General features: G+C 41.6%; 25 protein-coding genes and 3 tRNA genes. 13 read left to right on the top strand and 15 right to left on the bottom strand.

Annotation, left to right across the window (positions count from 1 at the left end):
- The first annotated feature begins 16 nt into the window (after positions 1 to 16).
- Complete coding sequence (locus tag LJ658_RS19835; RefSeq protein WP_230548296.1) at positions 17 to 643, top strand: hypothetical protein; 627 nt, start codon at positions 17 to 19, stop codon at positions 641 to 643.
- Between the two features lie 279 nt (positions 644 to 922).
- Here the strand turns inward: LJ658_RS19835 and LJ658_RS19830 are convergent, their stop codons facing one another.
- Positions 923 to 1,084: a hypothetical protein gene (locus tag LJ658_RS19830; protein ID WP_230548295.1), complete on the bottom strand. Its 162-nt coding sequence runs from the start codon at positions 1,082 to 1,084 to the stop codon at positions 923 to 925.
- Positions 1,085 to 1,159: 75 nt separating this feature from the next.
- Between LJ658_RS19830 and LJ658_RS19825 the strand changes: the two genes are divergently transcribed.
- From LJ658_RS19825 to LJ658_RS19805, 5 genes are all read left to right on the top strand, one after another.
- Positions 1,160 to 3,403, top strand: coding sequence for a hypothetical protein (locus LJ658_RS19825; protein ID WP_230548294.1), 2,244 nt, complete (start codon positions 1,160 to 1,162; stop codon positions 3,401 to 3,403).
- Between the two features lie 85 nt (positions 3,404 to 3,488).
- Complete coding sequence (locus LJ658_RS19820) at positions 3,489 to 3,785, top strand: hypothetical protein (RefSeq protein WP_230548293.1); 297 nt, start codon at positions 3,489 to 3,491, stop codon at positions 3,783 to 3,785.
- A 371-nt stretch (positions 3,786 to 4,156) separates the two neighbouring features.
- Positions 4,157 to 5,341, top strand: a complete 1,185-nt coding sequence (locus LJ658_RS19815; protein WP_230548292.1) for a head maturation protease, ClpP-related — start codon at positions 4,157 to 4,159, stop codon at positions 5,339 to 5,341.
- A 103-nt stretch (positions 5,342 to 5,444) separates the two neighbouring features.
- Positions 5,445 to 6,653, top strand: a complete 1,209-nt coding sequence (locus LJ658_RS19810) for a hypothetical protein (protein WP_230548291.1) — start codon at positions 5,445 to 5,447, stop codon at positions 6,651 to 6,653.
- A gap of 40 nt (positions 6,654 to 6,693) precedes the next feature.
- Positions 6,694 to 7,215 carry a hypothetical protein gene (locus tag LJ658_RS19805; protein ID WP_230548290.1) on the top strand — a complete coding sequence of 174 codons (522 nt, stop codon included), beginning with the start codon at positions 6,694 to 6,696 and terminating at the stop codon, positions 7,213 to 7,215.
- 231 nt (positions 7,216 to 7,446) lie between these two features.
- Here the strand turns inward: LJ658_RS19805 and LJ658_RS19800 are convergent.
- Together LJ658_RS19800 and LJ658_RS19795 are read right to left on the bottom strand one after the other, a co-directional pair.
- Positions 7,447 to 7,530 (bottom strand) — tRNA-Leu (locus tag LJ658_RS19800).
- A gap of 58 nt (positions 7,531 to 7,588) precedes the next feature.
- Positions 7,589 to 7,672, bottom strand: a tRNA-Leu gene (locus LJ658_RS19795).
- Between the two features lie 113 nt (positions 7,673 to 7,785).
- Here LJ658_RS19795 and LJ658_RS19790 point away from each other — a divergent pair.
- The 3 genes from LJ658_RS19790 to LJ658_RS19780 all read left to right on the top strand — a co-directional run bounded on the left by LJ658_RS19790 (position 7,786) and on the right by LJ658_RS19780 (position 10,461).
- Positions 7,786 to 8,799, top strand: coding sequence for a YCF48-related protein (locus LJ658_RS19790; RefSeq protein WP_230548289.1), 1,014 nt, complete (start codon positions 7,786 to 7,788; stop codon positions 8,797 to 8,799).
- Positions 8,800 to 8,908: 109 nt separating this feature from the next.
- A tRNA-Lys gene (locus LJ658_RS19785) sits at positions 8,909 to 8,981 on the top strand.
- Positions 8,982 to 9,216: 235 nt separating this feature from the next.
- Positions 9,217 to 10,461 (top strand): site-specific integrase, encoded by a 1,245-nt coding sequence (locus LJ658_RS19780; RefSeq protein WP_230548288.1) that lies wholly within the window; start codon positions 9,217 to 9,219, stop codon positions 10,459 to 10,461.
- A 368-nt stretch (positions 10,462 to 10,829) separates the two neighbouring features.
- Here the strand turns inward: LJ658_RS19780 and LJ658_RS19775 are convergent, their stop codons facing one another.
- The 11 genes from LJ658_RS19775 to LJ658_RS19725 form a co-directional block, all read right to left on the bottom strand.
- Positions 10,830 to 12,392, bottom strand: a complete 1,563-nt coding sequence (locus LJ658_RS19775; RefSeq protein ID WP_230548287.1) for a Fic family protein — start codon at positions 12,390 to 12,392, stop codon at positions 10,830 to 10,832.
- Positions 12,393 to 12,636: 244 nt separating this feature from the next.
- The gene (locus tag LJ658_RS19770; RefSeq protein ID WP_230548286.1) at positions 12,637 to 13,281 is read right to left on the bottom strand and encodes a TlpA disulfide reductase family protein; all 645 of its coding nucleotides are present in this window, start codon (positions 13,279 to 13,281) and stop codon (positions 12,637 to 12,639) included.
- Positions 13,247 to 13,444: a DUF2892 domain-containing protein gene (locus tag LJ658_RS19765; RefSeq protein WP_230548309.1), complete on the bottom strand. Its 198-nt coding sequence runs from the start codon at positions 13,442 to 13,444 to the stop codon at positions 13,247 to 13,249. The genes LJ658_RS19770 and LJ658_RS19765 overlap by 35 nt, the downstream gene beginning before the upstream one ends.
- A 131-nt stretch (positions 13,445 to 13,575) precedes the next feature.
- A complete protein-coding gene (locus tag LJ658_RS19760; RefSeq protein ID WP_230548285.1) occupies positions 13,576 to 14,211 on the bottom strand; it encodes a Crp/Fnr family transcriptional regulator in 636 nt (211 codons plus the stop codon).
- A gap of 9 nt (positions 14,212 to 14,220) precedes the next feature.
- Entirely contained in the window at positions 14,221 to 14,529 is a 309-nt protein-coding gene (locus LJ658_RS19755; protein ID WP_230548284.1) for a rhodanese-like domain-containing protein, read from the bottom strand.
- A gap of 145 nt (positions 14,530 to 14,674) precedes the next feature.
- Complete coding sequence (locus tag LJ658_RS19750; RefSeq protein WP_230548283.1) at positions 14,675 to 15,121, bottom strand: OsmC family protein; 447 nt, start codon at positions 15,119 to 15,121, stop codon at positions 14,675 to 14,677.
- Between the two features lie 114 nt (positions 15,122 to 15,235).
- Positions 15,236 to 15,421: a DUF2892 domain-containing protein gene (locus LJ658_RS19745; RefSeq protein WP_230548282.1), complete on the bottom strand. Its 186-nt coding sequence runs from the start codon at positions 15,419 to 15,421 to the stop codon at positions 15,236 to 15,238.
- Positions 15,422 to 15,432: 11 nt separating this feature from the next.
- Positions 15,433 to 15,738, bottom strand: coding sequence for a hypothetical protein (locus LJ658_RS19740; RefSeq protein WP_230548281.1), 306 nt, complete (start codon positions 15,736 to 15,738; stop codon positions 15,433 to 15,435).
- Positions 15,735 to 18,959: an efflux RND transporter permease subunit gene (locus LJ658_RS19735; RefSeq protein WP_230548280.1), complete on the bottom strand. Its 3,225-nt coding sequence runs from the start codon at positions 18,957 to 18,959 to the stop codon at positions 15,735 to 15,737. The genes LJ658_RS19740 and LJ658_RS19735 overlap by 4 nt, the downstream gene beginning before the upstream one ends.
- 4 nt (positions 18,960 to 18,963) lie before the next feature.
- Positions 18,964 to 20,073 carry an efflux RND transporter periplasmic adaptor subunit gene (locus tag LJ658_RS19730; protein WP_230548279.1) on the bottom strand — a complete coding sequence of 370 codons (1,110 nt, stop codon included), beginning with the start codon at positions 20,071 to 20,073 and terminating at the stop codon, positions 18,964 to 18,966.
- 11 nt (positions 20,074 to 20,084) lie between these two features.
- Positions 20,085 to 21,428 carry a TolC family protein gene (locus tag LJ658_RS19725; protein WP_230548278.1) on the bottom strand — a complete coding sequence of 448 codons (1,344 nt, stop codon included), beginning with the start codon at positions 21,426 to 21,428 and terminating at the stop codon, positions 20,085 to 20,087.
- A gap of 361 nt (positions 21,429 to 21,789) precedes the next feature.
- On the opposite strand from LJ658_RS19725, the gene LJ658_RS19720 reads away from it, so the two are divergent.
- Together LJ658_RS19720 and LJ658_RS19715 are read left to right on the top strand one after the other, a co-directional pair.
- Complete coding sequence (locus tag LJ658_RS19720) at positions 21,790 to 22,209, top strand: hypothetical protein (RefSeq protein WP_230548277.1); 420 nt, start codon at positions 21,790 to 21,792, stop codon at positions 22,207 to 22,209.
- Between the two features lie 230 nt (positions 22,210 to 22,439).
- Positions 22,440 to 23,036, top strand: coding sequence for a TlpA disulfide reductase family protein (locus LJ658_RS19715; protein WP_230548276.1), 597 nt, complete (start codon positions 22,440 to 22,442; stop codon positions 23,034 to 23,036).
- An 86-nt stretch (positions 23,037 to 23,122) separates the two neighbouring features.
- Here the strand turns inward: LJ658_RS19715 and LJ658_RS19710 are convergent, their stop codons facing one another.
- Entirely contained in the window at positions 23,123 to 24,181 is a 1,059-nt protein-coding gene (locus tag LJ658_RS19710; protein WP_230548275.1) for a cytochrome-c peroxidase, read from the bottom strand.
- Positions 24,182 to 24,409: 228 nt separating this feature from the next.
- On the opposite strand from LJ658_RS19710, the gene LJ658_RS19705 reads away from it, so the two are divergent.
- On the top strand, positions 24,410 to 24,898 hold the full coding sequence (locus LJ658_RS19705) for a hypothetical protein (protein WP_230548274.1): 489 nt from the start codon (positions 24,410 to 24,412) through the stop codon (positions 24,896 to 24,898).
- A 96-nt stretch (positions 24,899 to 24,994) separates the two neighbouring features.
- A complete protein-coding gene (locus tag LJ658_RS19700; protein WP_230548273.1) occupies positions 24,995 to 25,381 on the top strand; it encodes a DUF302 domain-containing protein in 387 nt (128 codons plus the stop codon).
- The last annotated feature ends 558 nt before the right edge of the window (positions 25,382 to 25,939 follow it).

Raw genomic sequence — 25,939 nt, 5'->3', positions numbered from 1 at the left:
AGCAAAACCTTACCTTATGAGCACTAATCAAAAAATCTCAAAAAAAAAATCAAAAACATGGATCATCGCACTTATCTGTTTGATTGTGTTAGGTGGCGGATCATTTGCATGGTATTGGTTTAACAAGCCTTTGTTTTACGCCTATTATACAGATACATTTAACAATCCGTTCAAACCCGGAGACAAATTATATATAACCGACTTTTTGGTTAATAAAACATCAACTAAAGATTTTTCGAGGTATAATTTACCATTGTATAGATCAGTCAGGCCTATGAATGACGATGAAGTAGATAAAATGAGTATTAGCCTGGCCGACAAAATACTAATCAAAAAAGACATGTCGTCAAAAAAACCTTATATGGTAGAATGTGGATGGGCTATCAGTACAGATAGCTTGTGTAAATACAGAAGCGCTTTTATAAGTAATTATACCGAATCAAGAATTGACAATGCTTATTTTGGCGACAACAAATATCTTCCTATGATTTTTTTCATAGTCCATCCTGTTCAAAAAGCATTAATTCGTGAAAGTAATTCAACTGCGCCAAGTGGATATGTCTTCGATGATAATCTTCCATTTTACGTGGACGCAAGTGATGTACAACGTCAAGACAGCAAAAATTTTAGAGAAATAAAATAAAACCGACACCAGGTGTTAGTGTACATATTATAGCTGAATAGGAAAAATGAAACAATATCCAAATAGCGGCAAATTAATTGTTACCCGCCATCTTTATTAATTCAACAATTTCAGCAGATTGCTATTCATGGCTGTCAATATCTGTGAACTAATTATCCGTACATAGGACAGCTATAATCTGACGGTCAGTGAACCCATCTTGCAGAAAAGCAGGTAAAATTTTGCGACTTGTAATTCAAGAAAGATCATACAGAGTGGCAACCCTACTTGCTTTGATCGTTAAATAGTTTCTGAATAGTAAAATAAGGTGTAACCCCCGCCATCCATAAGTACAATTTTCAGGATATCCTCCTGCCTTATTTTATTTTCATTTACAAACTCAACCAGAGCGTTATGAGGAAACGAACTCCAAAAAAATGTTTCAACTTTTAGCGTTTTCATATATAGTATAGACTAAATAATTCTAAAGCTAAAATAACAAGACTTAACATAAAAAACACCCTTAATCCAATTAATATGGCTGAAAATGATTCTTCAGAATTTAATTCTAAAACCCGGCAACAAATAGAAATTAATAAAGTTGCTTTTGATAATTTACGAGCTTCGGTAAACAATTTAAACAAACCGCTACTCGCCATATCCAATAGTATAAACTCCTTGGATAGGGACTTGTCGAAGTTGACTGATACAATAACTAAACTCAATACACAAAATGATGTTTTAGCCGCTTCTGGTGGTAAGTTAAAAACTAATTTGACCGATATATCGTCATCATTTTCCACTTGGTCAGGTATTGTGACTCTGGCAACAAAAACGCTTGGTGGTTGGGGCGCGGCATTGTCTGCGGGGCTTACCTTTGTTACTGTATACGGAGATGGAATATTAAAATGGGCCAATGATTTAATGAAGGGCACCACAACCCTTACTGCCTTAGGGCAGGCTATGAAAAATAATAATATCATTGCTAATTCCCTAATACAAACCAAACTTCAAGGTGCTCAGGCCGCCCAGCGTGAAATAACGGACTTAAACTTACTATATAAGGCTACTCAAAGTCACACACTATCCTTATCTCAGAAGAAAGATGCCATTAAGGTACTGAGAGATGAATGGCCCGACACGTTTAAAAATATTAATGATGAAACTATTTTGTCTGGCAACGCTGCTACGGCATATAAAAATTTAAAAGATCAGATATTAGCAGCTGCCTTTGCCGAAGCTGCGAAAAATAAAATAACAAATAATACTGAGCGCATTTTGGAAAATGAGCAAAAGATAGCCGAAGAAAGAGCAAAAAATTTAAAAATTATCTTAGCACAAGATAAAGCAGGAGAAGAGATGAGTAAAGGTTCCAGAAAAGTGACAGACTCAGTTTCAGACAGAATAAGGAAAAATAATGATCAGTATGATTTTGTTATTAAAAGACAAACAGACGCTTATAATAAACAAACAAAATTAAGAGAAGCAAGTGATAAATATATTTATGACCTAACTACGGACACGAAATTACTAAACAAAGAAAATGACTTCTATAATGAAAATATTGAGAAAAGGATTAAACTGTTTGGTATCGGCGTTGCCGGACACTCATTAAACAAAAATCATTTATCCGGAAAAAAATCTCCACAACCCAATCCTAATACGACCGAACTGCCGGATAAATCCCGACAATTGATAGATGGCCATGCCATAGATTTTGCACAAACCATCGAGTTGGAAAAAAAGAAGTACGATGCCGAACTTACATCTTTAAATGGTATGCTAAGCGAAAAATTAATTTCGCAAGAACAATACGAGGAACAAAGCAAAAAATTAAAGGAAAAATATCACCAAAACATTGGCGGCAGCATTAAGGAATTTGCGGATAGCGGTTTAGACAAAGCTTACGAAGCGCTCCAAAACTATTACGTGCAAAACAAAAAGCGTGAAGAAAAAGAGGCTGAAGAGCATAAACAGCGCGTGTTGGAACGCAAAGAGTTTGAGCTACAGGCGGCGCAACAAGTATCGAACGCTGCGTTCTCTATCTTGCAAAATGATATTAAATCGCAGAGCCAGACCAGGTTAAAACAGCTGGATATACAAAAGCAGGCCGAATTAAGCAATACCAGCCTAACATCGTCGCAAAAACAAGCTATTGAAGCTAAATACCAGAAAAAGGAAGCCGAAGAAAAAACAAAAGCCTTTAAAGCAGAACAACGGGCCTCCATACTACAGGCAGTAATAAATGGTGCATTGGCGGTTACCAAGGTAACAGCGCAAACAGGGGTACTTTCGGCATTTGCCATCCCTGCTATAATTGCAGAAACAGCTATACAAGTGGCTACTATTGCCGCGCAAAAAACACCACAATATGCTAAGGGTGGTTTACATTACCAGTCGGACGGCAAGGGCGCGTTATTATCGGGTTATAGCCGTACGGATAATACCAATGCCTACCTTCGCTCCGGCGAGGCGGTGGTGGTGTCAGAAGCTATGCGCAACCCTTGGGCACGTAACCTGGTAAGCGCTATCAACGTGGCACATGGCGGCCGTGATTTCTCGATAACCAACCCGGGCAGGGGTTATGCGATTGGCGGGATCTTTACCGATGGCGGTAACTCAAACCGTTACTACAACCAACCCATGAATGACCAAAAGGATTTGGCCAATACCATAGCCTACCAGATGATCAATAACTTCCCTCCTGTTTATGTGGATGTGAAGGATATTAACAATCAGCAAAACATATTGGCGCAAACGGTTAACAGGGTTAATTTATAGTCGCAAGTATTTAGTATCAAGTAGCAAGACTTTGATACTACCCCAAAAATACTTGATACCTGATACTAAATACTTGAAACTAAAAATGAATATAAAAATTGCAAACGCGCTCTTTGACGAGGGCATATTTTCGGCCATGTACAAGGCTGGATTCATTACCACCAAGGTTTTTATCTACCGCGAGATCTATCTATGGGTACAGGCGCAGGTTAAAACGCGTGGTATCAGTAAGAACCAGGCGGTACTGGAGGCAGAAGTTAAATTTGAAAAAGATGAACGCACCATCTGGCGTGCTTTAAACTGTTTTACCGATACTGACAAACCAGTGTCACCATCACAACAAAATAGTTTTTCTACCTTTGATATATGCCAATCAGCATAAAAATCATTTGCCTGGCACTGACAAAGTAGCGTCACCATTTACTAAAGGGATTGTCCCGATATTTGTATTGTTAGTTTATCATTCTAAGCGCGAGCAAGGAATCTTAAAGCCATATCTCTGCTACACCAGTTGTAGCCCCTGCAAATCAGACAAGGTCTTCACTACGTTCAGAATAAGAAAAGAAGTACTGACAAACCAACGTCACCATTACCAAAAAGAATAACCCCGATATTTGTATTGTTCAATCATCCGGACATAATTTATATCAACCCTCGCAGAAATTCAATCAGCGAAATACATGGACTAGCTTAACCGGCGGTTCAGAAGCCAAAGTAATCTCTATACTCAAATCTAATATTTCACAGCTAAACATGAGTTACAAAATCTATTTATATGACACGGATACCGACTGCATAGGTTCCGGTAGTTTATCATCCTCTTATCTTCAATGTCAGCTGGAAGCAGCGGCCGGGCAGGATGTAGAAGTTCACATTAGCTCGGTAGGCGGCAGCGCGTTTGATGCCATCGCCATTTATGATCTGTTAAAGAAATATACCGGCAATGTAACAACCTACATTGATGCGCTGGCCGCTTCGGCTGCTTCAATAGTGGCAATGGGCGGTAAAAAAGTAGTGATGAGCAAATACGCCCTGCTCATGATCCACAAACCTATGGTTGGCAGCGGTGGTAATGCCGACGAACTGTTGAAGGATGTGCAGATGTTAAATGTAGTGCAATCGCGCCTGGCGCAGATCTACATGGACAAGACCGGGTTGGACGGCGTTACCGTTAATAGTTTAATTAACGCCGTCACCTGGTTATCTGCAGACCAGGCACTTGACCTGGGTTTTGTTGACGAGATAGAAGACTATAACGCCACTATCACTAACAGCACTATCATTAAAAATTATACCAGCACCGCACCTGTATTTTATCAACGCTATATCAATAAAATCTTAAACAAAAACAGCAATATGAACATCGAAAACAAGGACCTTATCGAAAAAACAACTTCGGTTTTAGATAAGATTATGAACTTCTTTAAGAAAGTGATTAACAAACAAACGGTTACAGACAAGGGTACACTGCATCATGCCGGCGAAATGGAAGAAGGTACAGAGGTTTACCAGGATGAGGATATGACCAACCCCGCACCTGCCGACACTTACACTACATCAACAGGCGAAAAAATTGATGTAAAAGGTGGCCAGGTTGAAAAAATAATACCGGGAACTGATGACGATGATACCGAAGTGGATGATCAACTACCCGGCAAATTTAAAGGTGCAAAAGCTGGCGATGTACAAAACAAGGTTTTAGAGATCAAAGCCAAATTGCATGCACAAAACCAACTACTTTCCGAAGCCAGGGCCGCGCTTGAAACTGCTAATGATCGCCTTAAAAAAACAAATGAAGAGGTTAGAAATGAAATAAAATCAGACTTCAGTCCCGAAGGATCAAAACGCAGCAACAAAGCAAAAAGCGAAACCTCTCCGTTTTTTGCACCACAAACTACGCTGGCTCAAAACGCAGTAAAAAAAGCAATAGCAAAATAGTAGGAAGTAGTTAGTATTAAGTATTAAGACATCCTTAAAATACTTGATACCTGATACTTGCGACCTGATACTCATTAAATAAAAACAAACTCTTATACAAACAATGGCTCAATTTACATTTACAAACAACACTTATGCCGGCGAAGCGCTGGCAGGATTTATGGCCAGCACGCTTTTAGAGGCCGACTCGGTAAAGCGTGGCTTACTAACCGTAATTAACGACGTAAAATCGCGCAAGATCATTCTTGACGTTGATGACGACGTTATACTGCAAGACCCATCAGGCCTGTTTAATGACCAGGGCACAACCGCCAAACAAACTGAAAGCTACCTGGACCCGGTAGTATACGAGTTTATGAAACAGGAACAATGGGACAAACTGGCCCAATCATGGGAAGCCCAAAGCCTTAAGCCCGGCGCCTTTATGGATTATGAAGGCGTGGTTGACCTGTCTGACTTTATGGTTCAGCGCTATTTAACCAAAATCCAAATAGCAAACGAGCGTTTGTATTGGCTGGGAAAAGCGTCAACTAAAGAGGCAACATTTACCTCAGACTTTACAGGCTTACTACCGTCAATTGCCACCGCATCCGGCGTTTATAAAGTTGGTTTGAGTAAACCGGCAACATCAATGGCCGCTACTGCTATAAATGTCAGTGGTGTGGTAACGGTATCAAGTACCGCTACTTTATCAGATGGTGATGTAGTTACCATTACCGGGGTAACCGGCACTCTCAAAGACACTACTAACGGCGGCAGCGGTATTGATGTACAGGGTCAGTCTTATTTTATCCAGGTTGCCGGCGCCACTACCTTTAAATTGGTGCGTAATTATAATGAAGTAAACACCCGCAAGCCGGCAACGTTTACAGGCACCGCAAGCGCGGCTACAGTAAGCTATATTAATGCCAGCAATGTACTTGATGTATTAACCGGCGTTTATGCGCAGCTTGACCCGGCAGACAGAAGCCAGGATGATTTTAACCTGCAGATCCCTTTCCACGTAGGTTACGCTTATGCACAGGCTCAGGCCAACAAAGCAGTTAATGTACTAAATGCATTTACTGATAGCAAGAAAATGGATTACCTGGGCGTGCCCCTGCAATTGATGAACCACTGGCAGGCAAACACCATCCTTGGTGCACGTTCTTCAAACTTGTTTTTAGGAGTTGATTTATTGGGCGATGCTTCAGAACTATCAACAGTTTATATGAAACCATATACCAATGACAACGTGGTGCGCATGAAAGCCCGTATGAAAGCAGCGGTAAACTTCAAATTCGCTAACGAATTATTTTACTTATCGGCCTAATCCATTCAATCATTTATTCACTAATTATTAAAATCCACACATGTCAATTTACAATAAAATAAATGCAGGCTTTAGCTTGGGTACAGATCAGCCTATAACTTCGGGGATAGAAGATATTATCTACCTGTTTAATGAAAGCGATGTTACACTCACCTATGATACCATAAACCCTTTAATTGTAACAGGTATCGCAGCAGTAACATCAGCCAAGATCTACAAGTTTGAGGGCACAAACAATAGTTTTAATACCACATCAAAACTTACCAAAACACAGGTAGGTCCGCGTTACACTGAGGAGATAGACTTCAATATCGCCGGCTTATCAACTGATGTAAAAACGCAGTTAATGGCTATGGGTTATGGCCGGGTTAAAGCAATAGCGATAAACAATTATAAATCAGGCGATTCATCAATTGAATTGTTTGGAGCAGTGAATGGCTTGATTTTAACTGACGCTGAACGTAATGCTGCCGACGAAACAGTTGAAGGTGGTTATAAATTAAAATTAACCAACCCTGATAAATTAAAGGAGCCTTATCCACCAAAATTCCCTTTATTTTAAGCGAACTAAAACTGGCCGACAGCTGTCGGGATATAACAGATCCTTCACAGTTAACATTATGTGCCGTTGATGTTTTGCAAAGCTTGGATGGCGATATGAAAAGCGCATTTTTGCATAATCTATCCATAATTGTTGCACAAGTCGCGGCAGATGGACAATTAAGCTGGAGTGATGGCGTATATTTATTAGAATGGTATTATCAACATCAATATAAAGTAACTGCCTGATAAGTGCCCGGAACGAGATTCGAACTCGTACATCCTTACGAATGCCACCCCCTCAAGATGGTGCGTCTACCAATTTCGCCACCCGGGCTTGCTTAAAAACAAAGAAAAAGTAAGATAGAATCTTACTTTTTCTTGTCAAATGAATGTGCCCGGAGAGAGACTCGAACTCTCAAGAGACAATTCTCAACGGCTTCTGAGACCGCAACGTTTACCAATTTCGCCATCCGGGCTTATTAACAGGGCACAAATATAATTTAATCCTGTTAAAATAAATATAAAAGTGTACCTACTTTGCAGAAAATAGTGCTACCCGTTAATTTAGCACTATTAGCTTATAATAAACATGCATAAAATCACAAATAAAATACTACTTCTTACAATATTAAGTACAGTATTATTTGCCTCTACTGCAAGGGCTCAACACATCGAAGTTTTACAGCAAAATAAGCCAACCAGCATACGCGGACTATCTGTTGTTGATGATAACACAGCCTGGATCAGCGGTAGTAAGGGTCATATTGCGAACACGGTTGACGGCGGCAAAACATGGAACTGGCAGCAAGTTACGGGTTTTGAAAAATCGGACTTCAGAGACATCGAAGCTTTTTCGGATAAAGAAGCAATTATAATTAGCTCGGGGACACCCGCGTTAATATTAAAGACTATTGATGGTGGAGCGCACTGGAAAGTTAATTATCATAATACGGACAGCACGTATTTTTTAGATGCGATGGATTTTGATAGTCCGAAACACGGTTTTGTTATGGGCGACCCTATTAACGGCAAGTTTTTTTTAATGGAAACCACAGATGGCGGTAATAACTGGCGCATATATAACAGCGCTAAGGCAATCCAGAATCAGGCTGCCTTCGCTGCAAGCGGAACTTGTTTAGTAATTAATAAATTATTTGCTGTTGTGACAGGTGGAAGTTTAGCAGACCTAGTTACACTTCAAAAAAAAGGTAGCAGGTGGACTCGCCACCGCCTGCCTATTATCCACGGTAAAAACACACAGGGCGCATTTTCTATAGCAGTGGGGAAAAATCAGCTAATTGTTGTTGGCGGCGATTACCAAAAAGATAAACGACAAGATTCAACCGCGTGTTATTCGACAAATAAAGGCTTAACCTGGCACTTATCAAATACCTTTCCTTCTGGTTACCAGTCATGTGTAACATTTATAAAAAACAATATCTTTCTGTCAACCGGCACTCCGGGTACAAATATTACGATAAATGGTGGCAAAAACTGGATCAAAATTAACAATGAAAGCTATAATGTTTGTAGTAAAGCAAAACATGGAAAACTGACATTGTTAGCTGGAGATGACGGAAAAATAGGAATTCTTAAATTTTAGTATACTGTAAATGAAGCGCTTAATAAATCTTAAAAATAAATTTAAATAAGGCTTGTGCGCATAGCTAAATAGTCCTATATTTGCACCACTTTAACCGGAAACGGTAAATGATTCCGTAGCTCAGCTGGTAGAGCATAACACTTTTAATGTTGGGGTCCTGGGTTCGAATCCCAGCGGGATCACTGAAAGTACATCAAACCGTCTTAAAGTAACTAAAGCCACTAGAAATAGTGGCTTTTTTTCGTTTAAAGGCACTTTTCATACTCAATACGGATCAAAACAACGCAAAGTAATCGGTAACCTATTCGGTAACCTATTCCTTTTGCCGAAATTAGGTTACCGAATTTTAGTCAGTTTTAGTTATATCTCATTGATTTTCAGCTTGAAGGACCATGATTTAACGCTAAAAAAAAGATTATGAAAGTAAATGAAGATCTTTCGATTTTATTCTGGCTGTGGCGCCAGAAAACAAGTAAGGATGGTATGGCCCCTATCTATGTACGCATTACGGTGAAGGGTGACCGTGATGGTTTTTCTTCCGGTAAGAAGATTCATCCTGATTACTGGGATGAAGAAACAGCAAGCGCAACCTGGGCATGCCCGGACGGTAAATTAATCAACAGTTATATTGCCAAGACAAGAGCAGAGCTGGAACGGCATTATAACCAGCTTGCTGCCGTCCATGACAAAATCACAGCCACAATGATCAAAGAGGCTTATATGCCAAAGGAAGTGCCACAGAAGACACTAATGCAGGCCTTCAAGCTCCACAATGACGAATTCGAGGAACGTGTAAACAAAAAAAAGGCCAGCAAAGGCACTTTGGCGAGGTATGAACGGCTTAAAGAAAAGGTCGAATCATTCTTACAAAAGAAATACAAGCTGATGGATATCCCATTAGGAGATATTGAAATGGCTTTAGCGGTAAATTTCTTTCATTATCTGACCATGGAAGATATCGGAGATAATACAGCAATGAAGTATGTCAAAACATTAAAACAAATTATTGACCGCGCTATTGCTGAAGGTTGGATTAAACACAATACTATATCCGGTTTTAAATGTACTTATGTTGACCCGGAAAGAGAAACGCTTGAAATGCACGAACTCATTAATATGTATGAGAAGCCAATAAGCCTTGTAAGGCTTGAAGAGGTGCGCGATGTTTATGTGTTTTGTTGCTTTACGGGTTATGCCTATGAAACGGTTTATAATCTTGAACCATCAAATGTCTTTAAGGGCCTTGACGGCAAGCTTTGGATTACTAAAGACCGGCAAAAGACAGGCGCAGAAGAAACCGTTCCATTGTTGCCTATCGCGTTAGCAATTATTGAAAAATACAAAAACCATCCTTACTGTGTAAGCGAAAACAAATTGCTTCCTGTGAATAGTAATGTGAGATATAATGCCTATATCAAAGAGGTTGCAACGATTTGCGGAATTAATAAAGAACTTACTACACATACGGCAAGACATACATTTGCAACCACCGTTCTTCTGGAAAATGACGTACCAATGGAAACAGTGGCAAAGTTATTAGGTCACAGAGATATGCGATCAACCCAAATATATGCTAAGATTACCAAGCGAAAGATTAGTAATAACATGAAGGCGCTTGAAAGCAGGATATTTAGCGAGCAAGGTCTATTAAAAGTATCTTAATCTAACCTGATATCACAAATTGTGATATCAAGTTTAACTTTAAAAGATGCCGGCGCATAAGATCTTCGCTCAACTCAAAAATATGCCAAAATTACTAAGCGATAAACTAGCAATAACATGAAGGCTTTGGAAGAAAAAATATTTGATCAACAGGGAATTTTGGAAGTTTCTGCTAAACGAATCTCCTTTATGCAAATTGTTAACTCTAAATAAGCTTTTTCGATTGAAAAGGCAAATTTTTACGTCTAATTTATAATTTTTTAAAAATTATAAATTATAAATTGTTGGGCTTGTCATAATAACCGGAGCTTATCTGGAGGACTAATAATGACGAACTTGCTTCTGACCTTTATCAGATCAACATTGATTTATTCCTCTTTAGGAAGACGAGCCTCGGGTTTCCCCTTCATTTCCTGCTCCACCAAATGGGCCAGAAATTTAGCAAAAGGTTCAATATCCCGTTCTGTACTTGCTTTTTCAAGCGCGGCCATATAGGCGTTTCTTTGCTCTACCGGGATAACCGTCCATGGATAACCGCCCGATGCCAACATTGCGTTCATTAAAAAACGCGCGACGCGTCCGTTGCCGTCCATATAAGGGTGGATGAAACCGAATAGGAAATGGCCCAGTACTGCGCGTACTGAAGCCTCTTGTTCTTCTTCTAATAATTCAAAAAATACCGGCATAACGTCCCGCACGGCATCTACGTTCAACGGTATGTGTTTTGAGCTGGTAATATAGACCTGATTATTACGGTAACCTGCCAGATCCGAGGCTTTCAGAATACCCGCGGCAACGTTAGGCGAAAAAAGCTCACGATACCATCCAGGTTGGTCCGTATCAGTTTGTTTACCCGGGTTTTTCCCACTCAGGATCAAACTGACCGTGTCTTTCACTTTTTGAAAGGCCTGCCAGTAACCCCTTGCCGCCATGGCATCTTTTTGTTTTTGATCTTCCGGGTTTGAATCTTTATCCCATGTACCGCTGCTCACCCTTTCGATGAGTTCGGGTGTTACGCGGTAACGTTCAATTGACAAAGAATGGTAAGCGTCCGTAATGAAAACGTCATCGATATGTTTCAGGTAAGCTTCTTTATCTTTAGGTATCCCGGGGGCTGGGGGGAACAGCCGGATTACCGATGGACGCATCATTTGCCACATTAACCGAAGGCGGTTAGCATAGGGCGATCTTTCCCTGCTTGACAATTTTACTTCGATCTTCTCTACAAAAGGATCGGACTCGCGCACATTATAATCTGCAGAACGCATGGCCCCAAGAATATTGTCAGCAATACGGTCGCGTCCCATATTTCTGAAAGCGCCTGCTAGTCTACCTGCTATAGAGGTATGACCATTATCCAAAAGCACCGGCAATAATTCAGAAGCATCCCGGATCAATGAAGCTGCCGTTCGCGCATCGATCGGGTTTCGTGCATAGGTATTGGCCGAGGCGTAAATTAGTGCTCCAGCAAGGGTATACATCCTAATCCCGTTTTGTTCCATTCTTAATCCTGCTTGAGGAAGTTCTGCTTTAAGATTGAATAAAGTTGTGTTAAAAGGTAAATTGGTCAGCGTATTGTTGGCTTGGGGTGATTTTATGATCAGTTGGAGGGGAACTGTATAGTTACCCGCATGTAACTGTAAAGATTGTTCGGCAGAGATGCACCATTGCGCCCCATATTTATACTCCAGGAATTTGACGCAAAATTCCCAATAGGAAGTATACCAGGAAGTACTGTCGCCCGGCCGTTCTGTAGGATCTACCGGTATATACCACCCTTTTATGATCTCTTTAAGAAACCCTTTTTTTACCAGCAGTGTACGAATTGAGCTTTTCGGGATCTCGGAGGTATGGACCGCGTTCACGCCTTTGTCCTGTAGGTCTTTTAGCACCGTTAGCGCTTCTACCAGTCTTTCTCTCGGTGTTGCCATTCTAACTTAATGTAATAAAACAATTATAAACAAATGTAATAAAACAATTATATATAAATGCACCAAAACAATTATATATAAATATATTAAAACAATGATTATAAATAATAGGGCGCTAAGAACTGCCCTACACTTTTGGTGCGTAATTCACTTTAGGTCTGGCTTATCACTTTGGAAAATATTAAACATTTTTGCAGCTAATTGTTGTAGTTACGGGAAGTCATTTTAATCAACCCTATTTCGGCTACTGCTTAGCAAAACTGAGGCCTGATAAATATTTGATGAATTCTTTATTCGTATAGTCGGCAGCGCCTTGGTGCCGAAAGACGATCCTGCCGGACTTATCAATAATGAGCGTAGTCGGAATCGTATTTGACTGCAGGCTTTCAGTTATTTGTCCCAAGACCTTGTAAACAGGTAAAATGAAGTCGTTCTTTTTTATGAAAGGCAGTGATTTTCTAAAATCGCTATCCCCATCCACGGATATGATCATCATATTCGGATTGGCACGGAATTGAATATATAATTGATTGATCGATGGCATCTCAGCAATACAGGGAGGGCACCAGGTTGCCCAAAAACTGATAAATATTACCTTACCTTTTTGATCTGACAGATTTAAGATTCGTCCGTCAGCATCCTGAAAACTGATATCAGGCAGGGTATTGCCTTTTTTATCGTTTGCAGGCCGCGATAACTGGGGTTGGAATAAACCAATTTTCATTAAGCCGCGAATGAATATCGCCTTAGCAGTTGGATTAAAAATCAAAGCTAAAACGCCTACGATCAACAGACCGTTCAGGATATTAGCAATCGTTAATTTTTTGCGTCTAGCTTTCAAATTTATCAGGAAATTAATTCCTCCCGGGCTTTTTAGTAGTAAACCCAAAAGGATAATACAAGGGACAAAAACTGATGAAGCTGGTTAAAATAAAAACGGCAGCAAGCACCAATAGAATTATTGCGACCGTGCCGGATAGTATTCCAGTGTAATATAAAACAATTATCGCTATTGCAGCCAGGACCCGCAACGTACGGTCAAGACCTCCCATGTTCTTTTTCATAACTGTATTTTTTATTAAAATTAGCAGTTAAGAAAGCCCTGATCGGTAACAAATGTTACATAAAAAATGATCCCGGTCTTATTTGATCAATTGTCCCGGTTATTTATCAGAAACAATAATTAAGAATCGAAGTCCTGCAGCAACTTGATCTCATTGCGGTATAATAAGATCTTACCATTATTTTCCAGGATCTTAAGTAACCGGGAAATAACAACACGGGAGGTGGCCAGCTCATCAGCGATCTGGTAATGGGAAGCTTTGATCACGCTGGAGCCAGATAGCCTTTTCCTTTCTTTCAGATAAGCGATGAGCCGGTCGTCCAGTTTATGAAAGGCAATGCTTTCTATAGACTTTAACATTTCAGAGAAACGTTCATTAAAGCTCCGCATAATATAATTCTTCCAGCTCGGGTATTTGCATAGCCACTCATCCAGCTTATTATGAGGGATGGCAATAATTTGAAGGTCACCTTCGGCAATAGCTTTAACCTCGCTCTTTTTTTCTTCCAGGCAACAGCTATAGGCCATAGAACAAGTTTCACTGCTGGAAAGGTAGTACAACAAAATCTCGTTACCGTTATCGTCCTTTTTTAACACCTTCAAAGTGCCCTTTACCACAAGCGGCATCATACGGATATACTTTCCGTAGTCCATAACGAGTTCACCGTCTTTGAATGACCGTAATTCACCAAACTCCTCTATTTCCTGGATCAGGGCCGGTTCAAATTGAAAAGCAAAGTTTGCGGATTCATCCATGCAGCTAAGTTAGCAGTATTGAGCCACATTATTCCAGCTCCCGCCGTTGATAACATTCGTAATGCCGTTCTTTTCCAAAATAGTTTTTGCTTGCCCGCTTCTGCCGCCGCTCAGGCAGCACACGATAATATTGTTTTTATTTCTAAACTTAGACAGTTGAGCCACTACCTGATCCAGCGGAATGTTGACGGAGCCTTTGGCATGGCCGCCGGCAAACTCCCCGGGGGTGCGCACGTCTACTACAAAGGCTCTCTCTTTAATAAGTCCGGCCAGGTCGGGCGCTGTCCCGCCACCGAATAGTTGTTTGAATATGTTCATGCAGGCAAAGATAAAGCCTGATATTCCGGGAGTTGGTAACAAAGGTTACACATGCCCAAGGTCTGCGAAATATCAATCAGCAGCAAACGGGTTCGTTCCGGCTCACGCTGTTACCATTCCGGCCAACCAATGAGTTCATGCGCTTTTATTGAACTATTATAGTAGGGACCATCGTGATTTTGGATTTTACGGAATTGGAGATCAGGCAGGCCGTTTCTGATTTCTGCAGCACCCTTTCCGCTCTTTCCCTGTCTTTTTCATCGGCAATCGTGACCGTCGGCTCAAGGACAATTTCGCTCATCATGAATTTTCCGTCCACCTGTTCCAGTTTCCCTGCTGATTTACAATGGAAACTGACGAAGGCCAATTTTGAATTTTCAGCGACAGCTAAAAATGTGGTCATTAAACAGCTGCTTACCGCAGCGGTTAACAAATGTTCGGGCGACCATATCCCGGGCATGCCTTTTGGGAACTCGGGAGGTGTTGCGACTTCAATACAATTCCCTGATTCTTTACTTAATTCCGGAGAACACATAACGCCTTTGCGTTCGGTATTCCAGTTTACTTCTACATTATAATAGTGCGGTTCCATATGATGCGTAAATGACGAATTTATACTGGTTTTGAGGAAAGATAAATGACCGTTAACAGGCAAAATTTTCATTGGAGTCACCGGGCATTTGCTAAACGACCGGCAATACAATCTTTAATCTTTAACGCCTGCTGCCTTTAAGATCAACTCCAGCGGGCAGAACCTTGTAAAGGCGGATTGCAGGAGGTTGAACCCCACAAACACCCCCAGCCAAAGCCAGCTAATATTTACGGAATAAGCCAGCGTTGCACTGATTAACACCATGGTGCCGGCAACGGCACGGACGATTCGTTCTTTCATGTTCTTTAAGATTATATAAATTTTTCTACGGGCATGATAAATGCCCTGATCGGGAAGTTTCCCTCAATAGTTTTATTATAATTTTCGATCAGTTTAATCCCCTGTTCAGCATTCTGTTCACTGATAACGGTGAAGATCATCATCGCGTTAACATCTTCACCACCGCTGGCAAACCAGTCTTCCAAAAGGCTGGACGGTGCGCTATCCCGGTGCCCGGTGATCTCACTGGTGCTGAACACATCAATATTTGACTGTTTGAATAGCTTTGATACATCTTTCAGGTACTCTTTTAAGCAGGTTACTACCAATAGTTTCATGACTCAGATTTTTTAGGGGTTAATGTTTTTTTACGCATCATCTTAAAGTATAACAGCGGTACTACGATCAGGGTAAGGAAGGTAGAAGTAACCGTACCGCCCATCAACGAAATCGCCAGCCCCTGGAAGATCGGGTCAAACAAAATGATCACCGCCCCTAAAGCAACGGCACCGGCAGTCAATAATATCGGAGTAGTACGTACCGCACCTGCTTCAATAATGGCTTGTTTTAACGGGATGCCTTCATCCAGCCGGATGTTTATAAAGTCGATCAGGAGTATGGAATTGCGTACCATTACTCCTGCAAGGGCGATAAACCCGATCATGGAGGTCGCGGTAAAATACGCATGCAGCATCCAATGCCCAAGTACTATACCTATCAATGAAAGCGGTATTGCAGCTAACATCACCAAAGGCACGATAAAATTCTGGAACCAGCCTACGATCAGGATATAGATCATAATGATCACAACCGCGAACGCAATACCCAGATCCCTGAATACCTCGAAAGTGATCTGCCATTCGCCATCCCATTTCAGGCTGTAATTATCCTCCAGTTCCGGCTGATGGGTATATTCCTCTTTCAATGTGAACCCTTTGGGAACGGTAACCGTTTTTAAATGATCGGAAACGTAAGAGATCGCATAGGATGGGCTTTCCAGGTCACCAGCCATATCGCCCAGTACATAAACCACTTCCTTTTGGTTTTTTCGGTAGATACTCTTCGGCTTGATCTGCCGGGTCACGGTAACCAGGTCCTTTACAGGTATGGCATTACCCTGCATACCTATCACTTTCAAATTCAGCACATCATCTATGCTGCTTTTATCGGCATCGCTTAATTGCAGCTTAATCGCGGTTTGATTATAAGCGGCGGGCTGTGCAATGTTGCCAACCGGCATATCAGACAAGCCTGCGTTAACAGTGGCTGCTATTTGTGCCGTGGCTATGCCATAACGCATGGCCTTTTCCTTGTTTACTTCGATATGATATTCCGGCTGGTCATCTTCGACCATCCAGTCCATATCCACCACATTGGAGGTTTTTACCATCAAATCCTTTACCTGGCGGGCCACTTTTATCTGCTCCTGGTAGTCGGGGCCGTAAATTTCGGCCACTAAAGTTGACAGTACCGGCGGACCCGGGGGCACTTCCACAATCTTCGCATTTGCGTTATATTTTCGGGCAATAGCCTGTATAGGGGCGCGCATTTCTTTAGCGATCCCGTGGCTTTGAATGCTCCGGTCGCCCTTATCTACCAGGTTAACCTGTATATCCGCTACATTATCGCCTCTTCTAAGGTCGTAATGGCGCACCAGCCCGTTGAAGCTGATGGGAGCTGAAGTACCGATATATGTTTCATAATTTCGCACGAGTGCCTGGCCGGAAACATAGGAACCAATGTCTTTTGCAACCGCTTGTGTCTTTTCGAGCGTAGTGCCCTCCGGCATATCGATCACTACCTGGAACTCATTCTTGTTATCAAAAGGCAGCATTTTAACGGCGACCGCTTTGGTGTAAAACATGGACAATGATGCGAACAGTATTACTACAGTACTGAGAATAAACGTCCAGCGTTTCCAGCGGGTTTCCAGTAAAGGCTGGATGAAAGAGCGGTATATTTTATAAATGCGGGTTTCTTCCAGTGATTTCGTTTTGTTTTCCCCGTGTGCAATACCATGATTTTCTTTTTCGCGCAGAAAAATGTAACCCAGGTATGGTGTTAAAGTGAGTGCAACGATAAGCGACAGGATCATGGCGATAGAAGCACCGATCGGCATCGGGCTCATATAAGGCCCCATCATGCCGGACACGAAGGCCATTGGTAATACGGCGGCGATAACAGTGAAAGTTGCCAGGATCGTAGGGTTACCTACCTCGTTAATGGCATAGATGGCGGCTTGCAGTGGCGGCAGTTTTTTCATCTTAAAGTGCCGGTGCATATTCTCAGCAATAATGATAGAATCATCGACCACAATACCCGTAATAAACACCAACGCAAACAGCGTAATCCGGTTAAGCGTGTAATGCATAAAGTAATAGGCAAACAACGTAAGCGCAAAGGTGACCGGTACAGAAAGAAATACGACCAAACCACCGCGCCAACCCATGGCCAGCATTACAAACACCGTTACAACCACAATGGCAATAAAAAGGTGGAACAACAATTCACCAACCTTGTCTGAGGCGCTTTCGCCATAGTTACGGGTGACAGTCAAGTGAACGTCATTAGGCAAAAGGCTTGCTTTCAGATGTTCCACTTTACCCAGGATCTGTTCCGACAGTTTCATCGCGTCAGCGCCTTTCTTCTTGGCGATAGAAAGTGTTATAGCCGGATAATTCGATTTAAAGGTTTGGAGGTTTTTAGCATCTGCTTTTCCGTAGCCAAAAAGCACATATTGATTCGGCGTTTCAGCGCCTTCTGCAACTTTGGCTATCTGTTTCAGGTAAACCGGCTGCTGCTGGTTAATGCCTACCACTAAATTGCCTACATCATCTGATGAAGTGAGGAAGTTTCCGGTCTCCACGGAGAAGGCAGTGTCTTTTTGCAGCAGCGTACCGCCCGGCAATTGCATATTACTGCCCTGTATCTGCTTGCTCAGCGATAAAAAGTCCACCTGGCTTTCCGCCATCTTATTTTTATCCAGCAGCACTTTTACCTCGCGGTTACGGCCACCGATGATATTGACATCGGACACATCGTTTATTTTCTTAATTTCATTAGCCAGCTCCTGGCCCATTTGTTTCAACTGGTAATCGTCGTATTTATCGCTCCAAAGGGTTAAGCCCAACACCGGAACGTCATCAATAGCCCTGGTTTTGATCAATGGCAGTGTAACACCCTGCGGCATTTTGTCCATGTTTTTCATCAGTTCGCTGTACAGCTTTACTAATGAACGTTCCACGTCTTCGCCCACATTAAACTGTGCAATTACCATGGCCTGTCCCTGCATGGAAGTAGAATAGACATATTCTACGCCCTTGATATTCGAAATCATTTTTTCAATCGGCGCCGCGACTTTGGTTTCTACGTCTTTTGGCGAAGCGCCGGGGTAGCCGATAAAAATATCAGCCATGGGCACCTGTATCTGGGGTTCTTCCTCCCGCGGGATCAAGAACGTGCTGTATCCGCCGATCAGTAAAAAGGCGATCATTAACAATATCGTTAATTTTGACTGTATAAATGTCTTAGCTATATTTCCTGCAAATCCGTCTTTCATATCCTTATTTTATTTTAACAGCTGCACCGTCATACAATCTGCCATCTGCGCTTACAATGAATTGTTCGTTTGCTGCCAGTCCGCTTAAAATTTCGACTTGATTACCCTGTGTTCTGCCCAGCCTTACCCAGCGCAGCAGGGCAGTATGGTTACTACCAATGGTGTACAAACCCGTTAGCTGATCTTTATATTCAATAGCTGATACCGGAACCATGATTTGTTCACCGGTATTAGCCGTTTTTACTCCTTGTGTTACAGCGATAGTTACATTGGCATACATCCCGGCGAACAAGCCTTGCTTTTCATTATCGGGGATATTTACTTTGATCATATACTGGCCGCCGCTGCTTTGAGAAGACTGGGCGATCTGTGCTATTTTCCCATTAATTACTTTATGAATAGCGTCGATATTTATCGTGGCCGGTGCATTTTCCTTTATCAAACTGATCTCACTTTCCGGCACCGACGCACTTACCTGGTAACTGGCGCTTTGTTCAATGGTGAGCAGCGGCATACCGGGATTAGCCATACTGCCGGCATCCATCATTTTCTGGGTAACTGTGCCGGCAAATGGAGCGGTCAGGTTAGTATAGCTGAGCATCGCGTTAACTTCCCGCCGCTGTTGTTTCGTGGCTTCCAATCTTGCTTTGGCCGAGCTGTATTGCAGTGTAATATTGTCCAGTTCTTTGGCTGAGGCGCTTTGCTGTTTATACAAAGCGGTAAAACGGTCATAGTCCTTTTGCGCGTTTTGCGCGGCGGCATTAGCTTCTGCAATCATCGCATCAGCCTGGGCCCGTTTCGCCAGGATATCATCATTGCTGATCGTAGCCAGTAGCTGGCCTTTATTTACGCGGTCGCCCACTTTGACATTGATCTTCGTGATATAGCCCATAACCCTGGTGCTGATATTGGCTGCTTGACTGGCTTCTACTTGTCCGCTTACCGTTAATCCCTGTTTGGCATCTGCAGAAGGCTGGCTTACCGTAACCAGGATCGCGGTATCTGCACCGGTTGGCATTGCTTTTTTTTCATTGGAGGAACAGGCACTAAGGATCAGTAAACCGATACCGGTAAATAATTGTAAAGCGCTGTTTTTATGGATAGGTAAGTTCATATCTTGACCGGTTATTTAGTGGTGGTTGCTGTTAATAATTTAATATAGGCGCTGGTCACATTTGCAGTAAACTGTGCCTGTGCAAGCGAAAATTTCAATTGGGATAATTGGGTATCGGCGGTCAGCACGTCGGTGGTATTGATCAGCCCTTGCTGGTACCGGTTCTGCAGTATCCTTAAAGCTTCACCTGCCTGTTCTATAGCTGCCCGATCCTGGGCCATTTCAAACCGTGCATCGGAAAGGTCGCGGTACGCTTTATCCAGTTCCAGCTGGCTTTGGTCTGTTTGCTGGGCTAACTGCATGGTAAGTTTATCGCGCTCCAGCTTTTGTGTGGCGATTACGTGTTTAGTCTTATTCCCGTTAAAAATGTTCCATGATAGCTGTATGCCAACCAGGTAAGCATTGGCACCGAAACCGGCTAAACGGCTGTCATTATACTGAAAATTGCCGAAGGCATTCAACTTAGGCAGATAACTCATCTGGCCGGATTTGATCATTAGCCCGGATGCTTCAATGGCTTTTTGCATGGCCATAAAATCGGAACGGGCAGCAAATACTTTTTGCGTGCTGTCTGCAATCGGCAACGCAGGTTGAGGTTCATCGTTTAGGTTGTAAATTATCCCGGCCGGCCGGCCCATTAACAGGCTTAGGTAATCCGAAGCGTTAAGGATACCACTTCTTGCTTTCGCCAGATTTCTTTCAACCGTAGTAACATGCACCCGGGCGTTCAACACGTCCGATTTTTGGATCAGTACCTGCTTAAAATGGTCATCGGTATATTTAAAAACTGCTCTCGCAGTTTGCCCGGCTTCCGCCAAAACTTTCTCTGCCTGATAAGCCAGCTGCAGTTGCAAAAATGCTTTAGTGGTTTCGAAAGTGATATACTCCTTTGTACGCTGGGTTTTAAACCGGTAAACTTCGGTTTGCTTTTCGGCGCCCTTCCTCATGTACAGCATGTCGATATTGAGCAATGGCTGCTTAACCTCCAGTTGCGCCATGTAGTCCGGGGTTGCACCTGGATGATTTAATAAAGCAGGATTAAAATCATTTTGGGTAATGCTGCGCTGCTGCAGTTTAAAACCAAAAGCATTGAGCGGGCTGTTCGTACTCATCGCGGTATAGGAGAGATCAACCTGCGGCAGGAAGACCGCCTGGGTTTGGTTGAAATTTGCCTGTGCAATACGCTCATCCAAACCAGCCAGACGAATAGTTTTGTTGTTGGCCAAAGCTGCCGAAATGGCCTCATTAAGGCTTAGCTTTTGGTGGAGGTCCTGTGCTTGCGCTATTGAAAGGAATCCGGCAATCCCTATCAAAAAGAACCCTATCCATTTTATCAAAGGCTGTATCTTCTTCATTAATTTATTTTTTAACAAAAGTACTTTCAGCAAAAAAGCTAAACGGTAACATTTGTTACCTACGCTAATAGCAGTAGATATTTAGGGCTGATAGAAGCCGATGTCGTTTGCCAGAATGCTGAACAAAAAAGCAAGTTTGGTAATTGCGTTTAACCTGGTTATTCATTTGCAGCCAGGTACCCCACAAAAAATCAATGATTTAATTAATCAGGGAATAAAGTTCAGAGAATCTGAACTTTAAATAAATGTCCATTGTCAAGCGTTGAGTTGATCTTTATCGTCAGGTGATATGCGTATATGACGGATAACAACTTTAGTTTAAATTGAATTCGCAGTTAAAATGCTATTTTTGCAATAAATTATGCAAAGAGGGAAAAATAAGTTTCATCAAAAAAGGCCAGGTATCGCATTGGCGTTACTGGTATTGTTTGTGCTGTTTACCGCCTTATGTCCCGTTAAAAGATTTTTTTTTAGTACTGCCAATACGCACCTGCTTCAAAAACAGAACGTAAAAATCGTCGCTGAAAAGCAATATGCAGGCCTTCAGCAAATTGGGTCAGTGAGCAGCGGGCTTTGTGGTATTTCGTATATCACTTTCAAGCAGTCGATTACGCATAAGCCGGCAGTTAACACGGATTTTATCGCACTGGCGCTGTTTACACTGCTATTTACGCTGCTATTCCGGGCCTTTAGTTTTCGTGTTGATCCGGTGCCGGTCGTTGCTAATTATTATATGGCATCTACGCCGATCTTTCTCCGGAACCGGATTTTCCTGATCTGATTATCTTTCCGCTTTATCTTTTGATAAGCTTCTGATTAAGTAATTGTCTTAACGATCTTCGCCGTTAAAATCTCTCATTTTTTGTCTTTATTTCATGCCCAGAATTTAACAGAATTCACTTCAGGAAGTCTTTGGCCACGTGTCCACACAATTAAAAGTTTTAAAAACAGGCACGGAAGAGCTGGCTGAAGGAACAAAAGTTAACATCACTAATTAAATAGATCAAATTCATGAAAAAGAAACTAATCACCTGGTCAAACGCGACAACTGTCGCGCTGGCCTTATTAATGATTGTAATAGTTATAAGCCCACAGGCAAAAGCGATCATGCTTCAGGGCCTGATGAAAATAGGTTTTTTTAAGCCTCCGGTTAAAAATACTGAACCGAAGCAAAGGGCAAACGGCAGTACGAACCTTGCGCCGGGTTTGGTTTTAAGAACCGCTGACGGTAAAAGCTTCGATATTAAAGACCAGAAAGGAAAAGTGCTGTTTATCAATTTTTGGGCTACCTGGTGCCCGCCGTGTATAGCAGAGATGCCATCCATAAACGAAATGTATGCCCGTTACAAACGCAACCGCAAAGTGATGATACTGGAGGTTGATGTGGATGGTAATTTTAGCAAATCGGAACCCTTTATGAAAAAAAACAATTACCAGCTGCCGGTATATAATATGGTAAGCGAGCCACCCGAAGGCTTTCTTTCGGAAGCGATCCCTACAACCGTGATTATAGATAAAACAGGGGTTGTCGTTGCCAGACACGAGGGCGGTGCCGATTATACTGACAAAGCTTTTTATAAATACCTGGACGGCCTTATTGATAAGTGATTCCGGCCTAATAATCTAAGAAGCTTAATTAAAAAAAGAGCCGTTAACTATTTAAAGTTGACGGCTCTTTCCGAATTAAGACTATCTCAATTCCTGTTTTTCACGAGTTCTTGGGGAATAGTTTTATCTGCCGGGTTTATAGTTCCCGATAAAGAATTTAAAAAAGCGACAATTTTTTTAATCTCTATATCGGTTAAGTTTTTATTTAACTGCGCCTTACCCATAATTTTTACCGCCGTGTCCAATTTAGCTATACTACCATCATGAAAATAGGGATAAGTGCCTGCACTATTGCGCAGCCCAGGCACCTTGAACACATCTTTGTCTGCCTCGTTCTTGGTTACCTTTTTCCGTCCTTCGTCGTTCATTTTGCTCCCTGTAAGAGTGCGGTAATCGGTTACCAATCCAAACTTCTGTAAGGTTCCTCCGCCAATACCAACCCCAAAATGACAGTTGCCACAGCCTGATTCAACAAAAACTTTAAGCCCCGCTTTCTCTTCAGCATTAATGGCGGTCTTATCGCCAGCCATATATTTGTCAAACCTGGATGGCGTAAGCAGTGTACGTTCGAACGCACCTATTGCCTTTTGCAGGTTTGCATAGTTTACTGGTTTTTTTTGGTTTGGGAAAGCCTGTGTAAACATATCCTGGTATAGCTTAATTGAACTTAACCTTTTAACCAAAAAGCCCGAGTGTGGAATCGCCATTTCAACCGGATTAAGAATTGGCATACCGGCCTGCTCTTCAACATCCTTTGCCCGCCCGTCCCAAAACTGCATATTGTGCAATGCTGCATTGAATACGGTAGGGGAATTGCGGCTTCCCTGTTGACCTGCATCCCCTGTTGATGTTATTTTATTATCGTTACCATAAGCTGCCAGGTTATGGCATGAATTACAACTGTTCTGTCCCGTCATCGAAAGTCGGGTATCGAAGTATAACAACTTACCCAGTTTAACTTTTGCCGGGGTTAATGGATTATCCTTGCTTTCGGCAACTGATGGCAAGATTTTAAAGGCCCTCCGGGCAATTTGCATAATCGAATCGTCTGTTTTAGCTGCCGATTCGGAAGCCTGTTTTTTAATGGATGGCTTGCATGAAAACATAAATGTCAACAAGAAAACCCCCCAAATTAGCGTTTTCATAGTTCTCAAGTTTTAAGGGTGGACCTGGCAAATCTTGTTGTTTATCTGAAAAACTCCTATGATACGCGTCATATTCATACATAACATTGGTCATAATAGACCTTTATTCAGTTAAGAATTGAATTTGATATTTAGGTTGTTATTTAATAGTGACATTAATCAAGTTCCGATTTGACTGCAATCATTTAAACTCTCTTCGCATAACCCAATCTTTAGCAGAAAAAGATTATGAACCAGACGCACATTCACTTAATAATAACCCATCTGCCAATTTTTGGATCGGTTTTGGGTGCTTTTGTTTTAATCCATGGGATTTGGACGAAAAACAATATGACCTTAATTGCAGCTTACAATGTTTTAATCATTTCGGCGCTTGGAGCCGGAATAGCCTATGGTACGGGTGAGGGGGCTGAAGAAACTGTGGAACACATCCAGGGAATATCTAAAAGCCTGATTGAGGAACATGCCGAGTCAGCATTATTTTCTTTAATTTCTCTGATCATTGTGGGGTTAGTTTCATTGGTAGGCCTTTTTGTTACGTTCAGGAATTCCGCTTTAACAAAGTTATTCGCATTAATCACGCTATTCCTCTCCCTGGCGGCATTTGGAATTATTGCAAGAACAGGTTATTTGGGTGGACAAATAAGACACACAGAAATTGGTAAAAATACCGTATCACCAATTAATAAAGCTGGAAACGGCGAGGAAAACGATTAATTGCCAGTGCCATACAGAGCAGTTGTATTAACCTTGAATTAGCCCTGATAGCGATCAGTAGTTTCTCGAAAATGCTAACACATTTAATCAAACAAGATGAAATACTACTTCAACAAAAAAACAACCGGAGGATTCGAAGAAGTCATTCAACGAGTTACGAACGCATTAAACAAAGAGGGGTTTGGCGTCTTAAATGAAATAGACATCAAAGCGACATTAAAGAAAAAGCTGGGTGAAGACTTTTACAACTATAGAATACTGGGTGCATGTAATCCATCATTTGCTTACAAGGCATTATTAGCCGAAGATAAAATCGGCACCATGCTGCCCTGTAATATCATCGTACAGGAAAAAAAGCCTGGTAAAATAGAAGTATCAGCTGTAAATCCGGTAGCATCCATGGAAGCAATCCTAAACAAAGATCTACACAAAATCGCATTTGAAGTGAAGGCTAAGTTGAAAAAAGTCATTGCGCAATTATGAGGTCAAATACGCCAAAATTTTAAGTTATAACGACGTGTGTAAAGGGGCAACACAGCTTCAAAATTTGATAATTGGTAATCAAAACAAATTGTAACAACAAGTTGATTGATAGTTAAAAAGATAATTTTAACTTTGTGGTCGTTAATTTTGTTCTTAAACAATTTCAAACAAATACAAATAAGTATAAAGTAAATCGGTGACCTTTTCGGTGACCTATTACAATGAATTAATCTTAACTAATTGATAGATAGAGACATAAGCCTTCAAAAAATAATCCCAGCTAGATCACTGAAAATCACCATCCCCCCTATAAGTCAAACACTGACAGGGGTTTTTTGTCCTGGTAAAACATAAAGAGGTAGCTTTAAGCTAAGAAAATGCATCGCAACAGTTCATGAGCGGATCCGAAAATTGAAAGAGCAAGGTTATATTAAATGTAATAGCCACTACTTGATCTGACAGTTATTTGGTTTTAAAAGTTGTCAGATGTGATTTGTGAATATAGCTTTTTCTCGTCTAAATGCATCGACTCAGATTCTTCTGAGCCCTTTTTGTAGG

The sequence above is a fragment of the Mucilaginibacter sp. UR6-11 genome (genome assembly GCF_020880695.1).
Lineage (GTDB): Bacteria > Bacteroidota > Bacteroidia > Sphingobacteriales > Sphingobacteriaceae > Mucilaginibacter.
Note: the sequence above shows the minus strand (reverse complement) of the source record. Positions and strands in the feature narration are given on the sequence as shown.

What these genes read in the sequence shown, in the direction of transcription:
- LJ658_RS19740 (WP_230548281.1), bottom strand. Translation starts at nt 15,738, where the DNA reads ATGAAACTATTGGTAGTAACCTGCTTAAAAGAGTACCTGAAAGATGTA.
- LJ658_RS19765 (WP_230548309.1), bottom strand. Translation starts at nt 13,444, where the DNA reads ATGGGAGGTCTTGACCGTACGTTGCGGGTCCTGGCTGCAATAGCGATA.
- LJ658_RS19790 (WP_230548289.1), top strand. Translation starts at nt 7,786, where the DNA reads ATGCATAAAATCACAAATAAAATACTACTTCTTACAATATTAAGTACA.
- LJ658_RS19760 (WP_230548285.1), bottom strand. Translation starts at nt 14,211, where the DNA reads ATGGATGAATCCGCAAACTTTGCTTTTCAATTTGAACCGGCCCTGATC.
- LJ658_RS19830 (WP_230548295.1), bottom strand. Translation starts at nt 1,084, where the DNA reads ATGAAAACGCTAAAAGTTGAAACATTTTTTTGGAGTTCGTTTCCTCAT.
- LJ658_RS19820 (WP_230548293.1), top strand. Translation starts at nt 3,489, where the DNA reads ATGAATATAAAAATTGCAAACGCGCTCTTTGACGAGGGCATATTTTCG.
- LJ658_RS19710 (WP_230548275.1), bottom strand. Translation starts at nt 24,181, where the DNA reads ATGAAAACGCTAATTTGGGGGGTTTTCTTGTTGACATTTATGTTTTCA.
- LJ658_RS19720 (WP_230548277.1), top strand. Translation starts at nt 21,790, where the DNA reads ATGCAAAGAGGGAAAAATAAGTTTCATCAAAAAAGGCCAGGTATCGCA.
- LJ658_RS19700 (WP_230548273.1), top strand. Translation starts at nt 24,995, where the DNA reads ATGAAATACTACTTCAACAAAAAAACAACCGGAGGATTCGAAGAAGTC.
- LJ658_RS19780 (WP_230548288.1), top strand. Translation starts at nt 9,217, where the DNA reads ATGAAAGTAAATGAAGATCTTTCGATTTTATTCTGGCTGTGGCGCCAG.
- LJ658_RS19835 (WP_230548296.1), top strand. Translation starts at nt 17, where the DNA reads ATGAGCACTAATCAAAAAATCTCAAAAAAAAAATCAAAAACATGGATC.
- LJ658_RS19755 (WP_230548284.1), bottom strand. Translation starts at nt 14,529, where the DNA reads ATGAACATATTCAAACAACTATTCGGTGGCGGGACAGCGCCCGACCTG.
- LJ658_RS19715 (WP_230548276.1), top strand. Translation starts at nt 22,440, where the DNA reads ATGAAAAAGAAACTAATCACCTGGTCAAACGCGACAACTGTCGCGCTG.
- LJ658_RS19705 (WP_230548274.1), top strand. Translation starts at nt 24,410, where the DNA reads ATGAACCAGACGCACATTCACTTAATAATAACCCATCTGCCAATTTTT.
- LJ658_RS19825 (WP_230548294.1), top strand. Translation starts at nt 1,160, where the DNA reads ATGGCTGAAAATGATTCTTCAGAATTTAATTCTAAAACCCGGCAACAA.
- LJ658_RS19725 (WP_230548278.1), bottom strand. Translation starts at nt 21,428, where the DNA reads ATGAAGAAGATACAGCCTTTGATAAAATGGATAGGGTTCTTTTTGATA.
- LJ658_RS19815 (WP_230548292.1), top strand. Translation starts at nt 4,157, where the DNA reads ATGAGTTACAAAATCTATTTATATGACACGGATACCGACTGCATAGGT.
- LJ658_RS19735 (WP_230548280.1), bottom strand. Translation starts at nt 18,959, where the DNA reads ATGAAAGACGGATTTGCAGGAAATATAGCTAAGACATTTATACAGTCA.
- LJ658_RS19805 (WP_230548290.1), top strand. Translation starts at nt 6,694, where the DNA reads ATGTCAATTTACAATAAAATAAATGCAGGCTTTAGCTTGGGTACAGAT.
- LJ658_RS19730 (WP_230548279.1), bottom strand. Translation starts at nt 20,073, where the DNA reads ATGAACTTACCTATCCATAAAAACAGCGCTTTACAATTATTTACCGGT.
- LJ658_RS19810 (WP_230548291.1), top strand. Translation starts at nt 5,445, where the DNA reads ATGGCTCAATTTACATTTACAAACAACACTTATGCCGGCGAAGCGCTG.
- LJ658_RS19775 (WP_230548287.1), bottom strand. Translation starts at nt 12,392, where the DNA reads ATGGCAACACCGAGAGAAAGACTGGTAGAAGCGCTAACGGTGCTAAAA.
- LJ658_RS19750 (WP_230548283.1), bottom strand. Translation starts at nt 15,121, where the DNA reads ATGGAACCGCACTATTATAATGTAGAAGTAAACTGGAATACCGAACGC.
- LJ658_RS19745 (WP_230548282.1), bottom strand. Translation starts at nt 15,421, where the DNA reads ATGAAAGAACGAATCGTCCGTGCCGTTGCCGGCACCATGGTGTTAATC.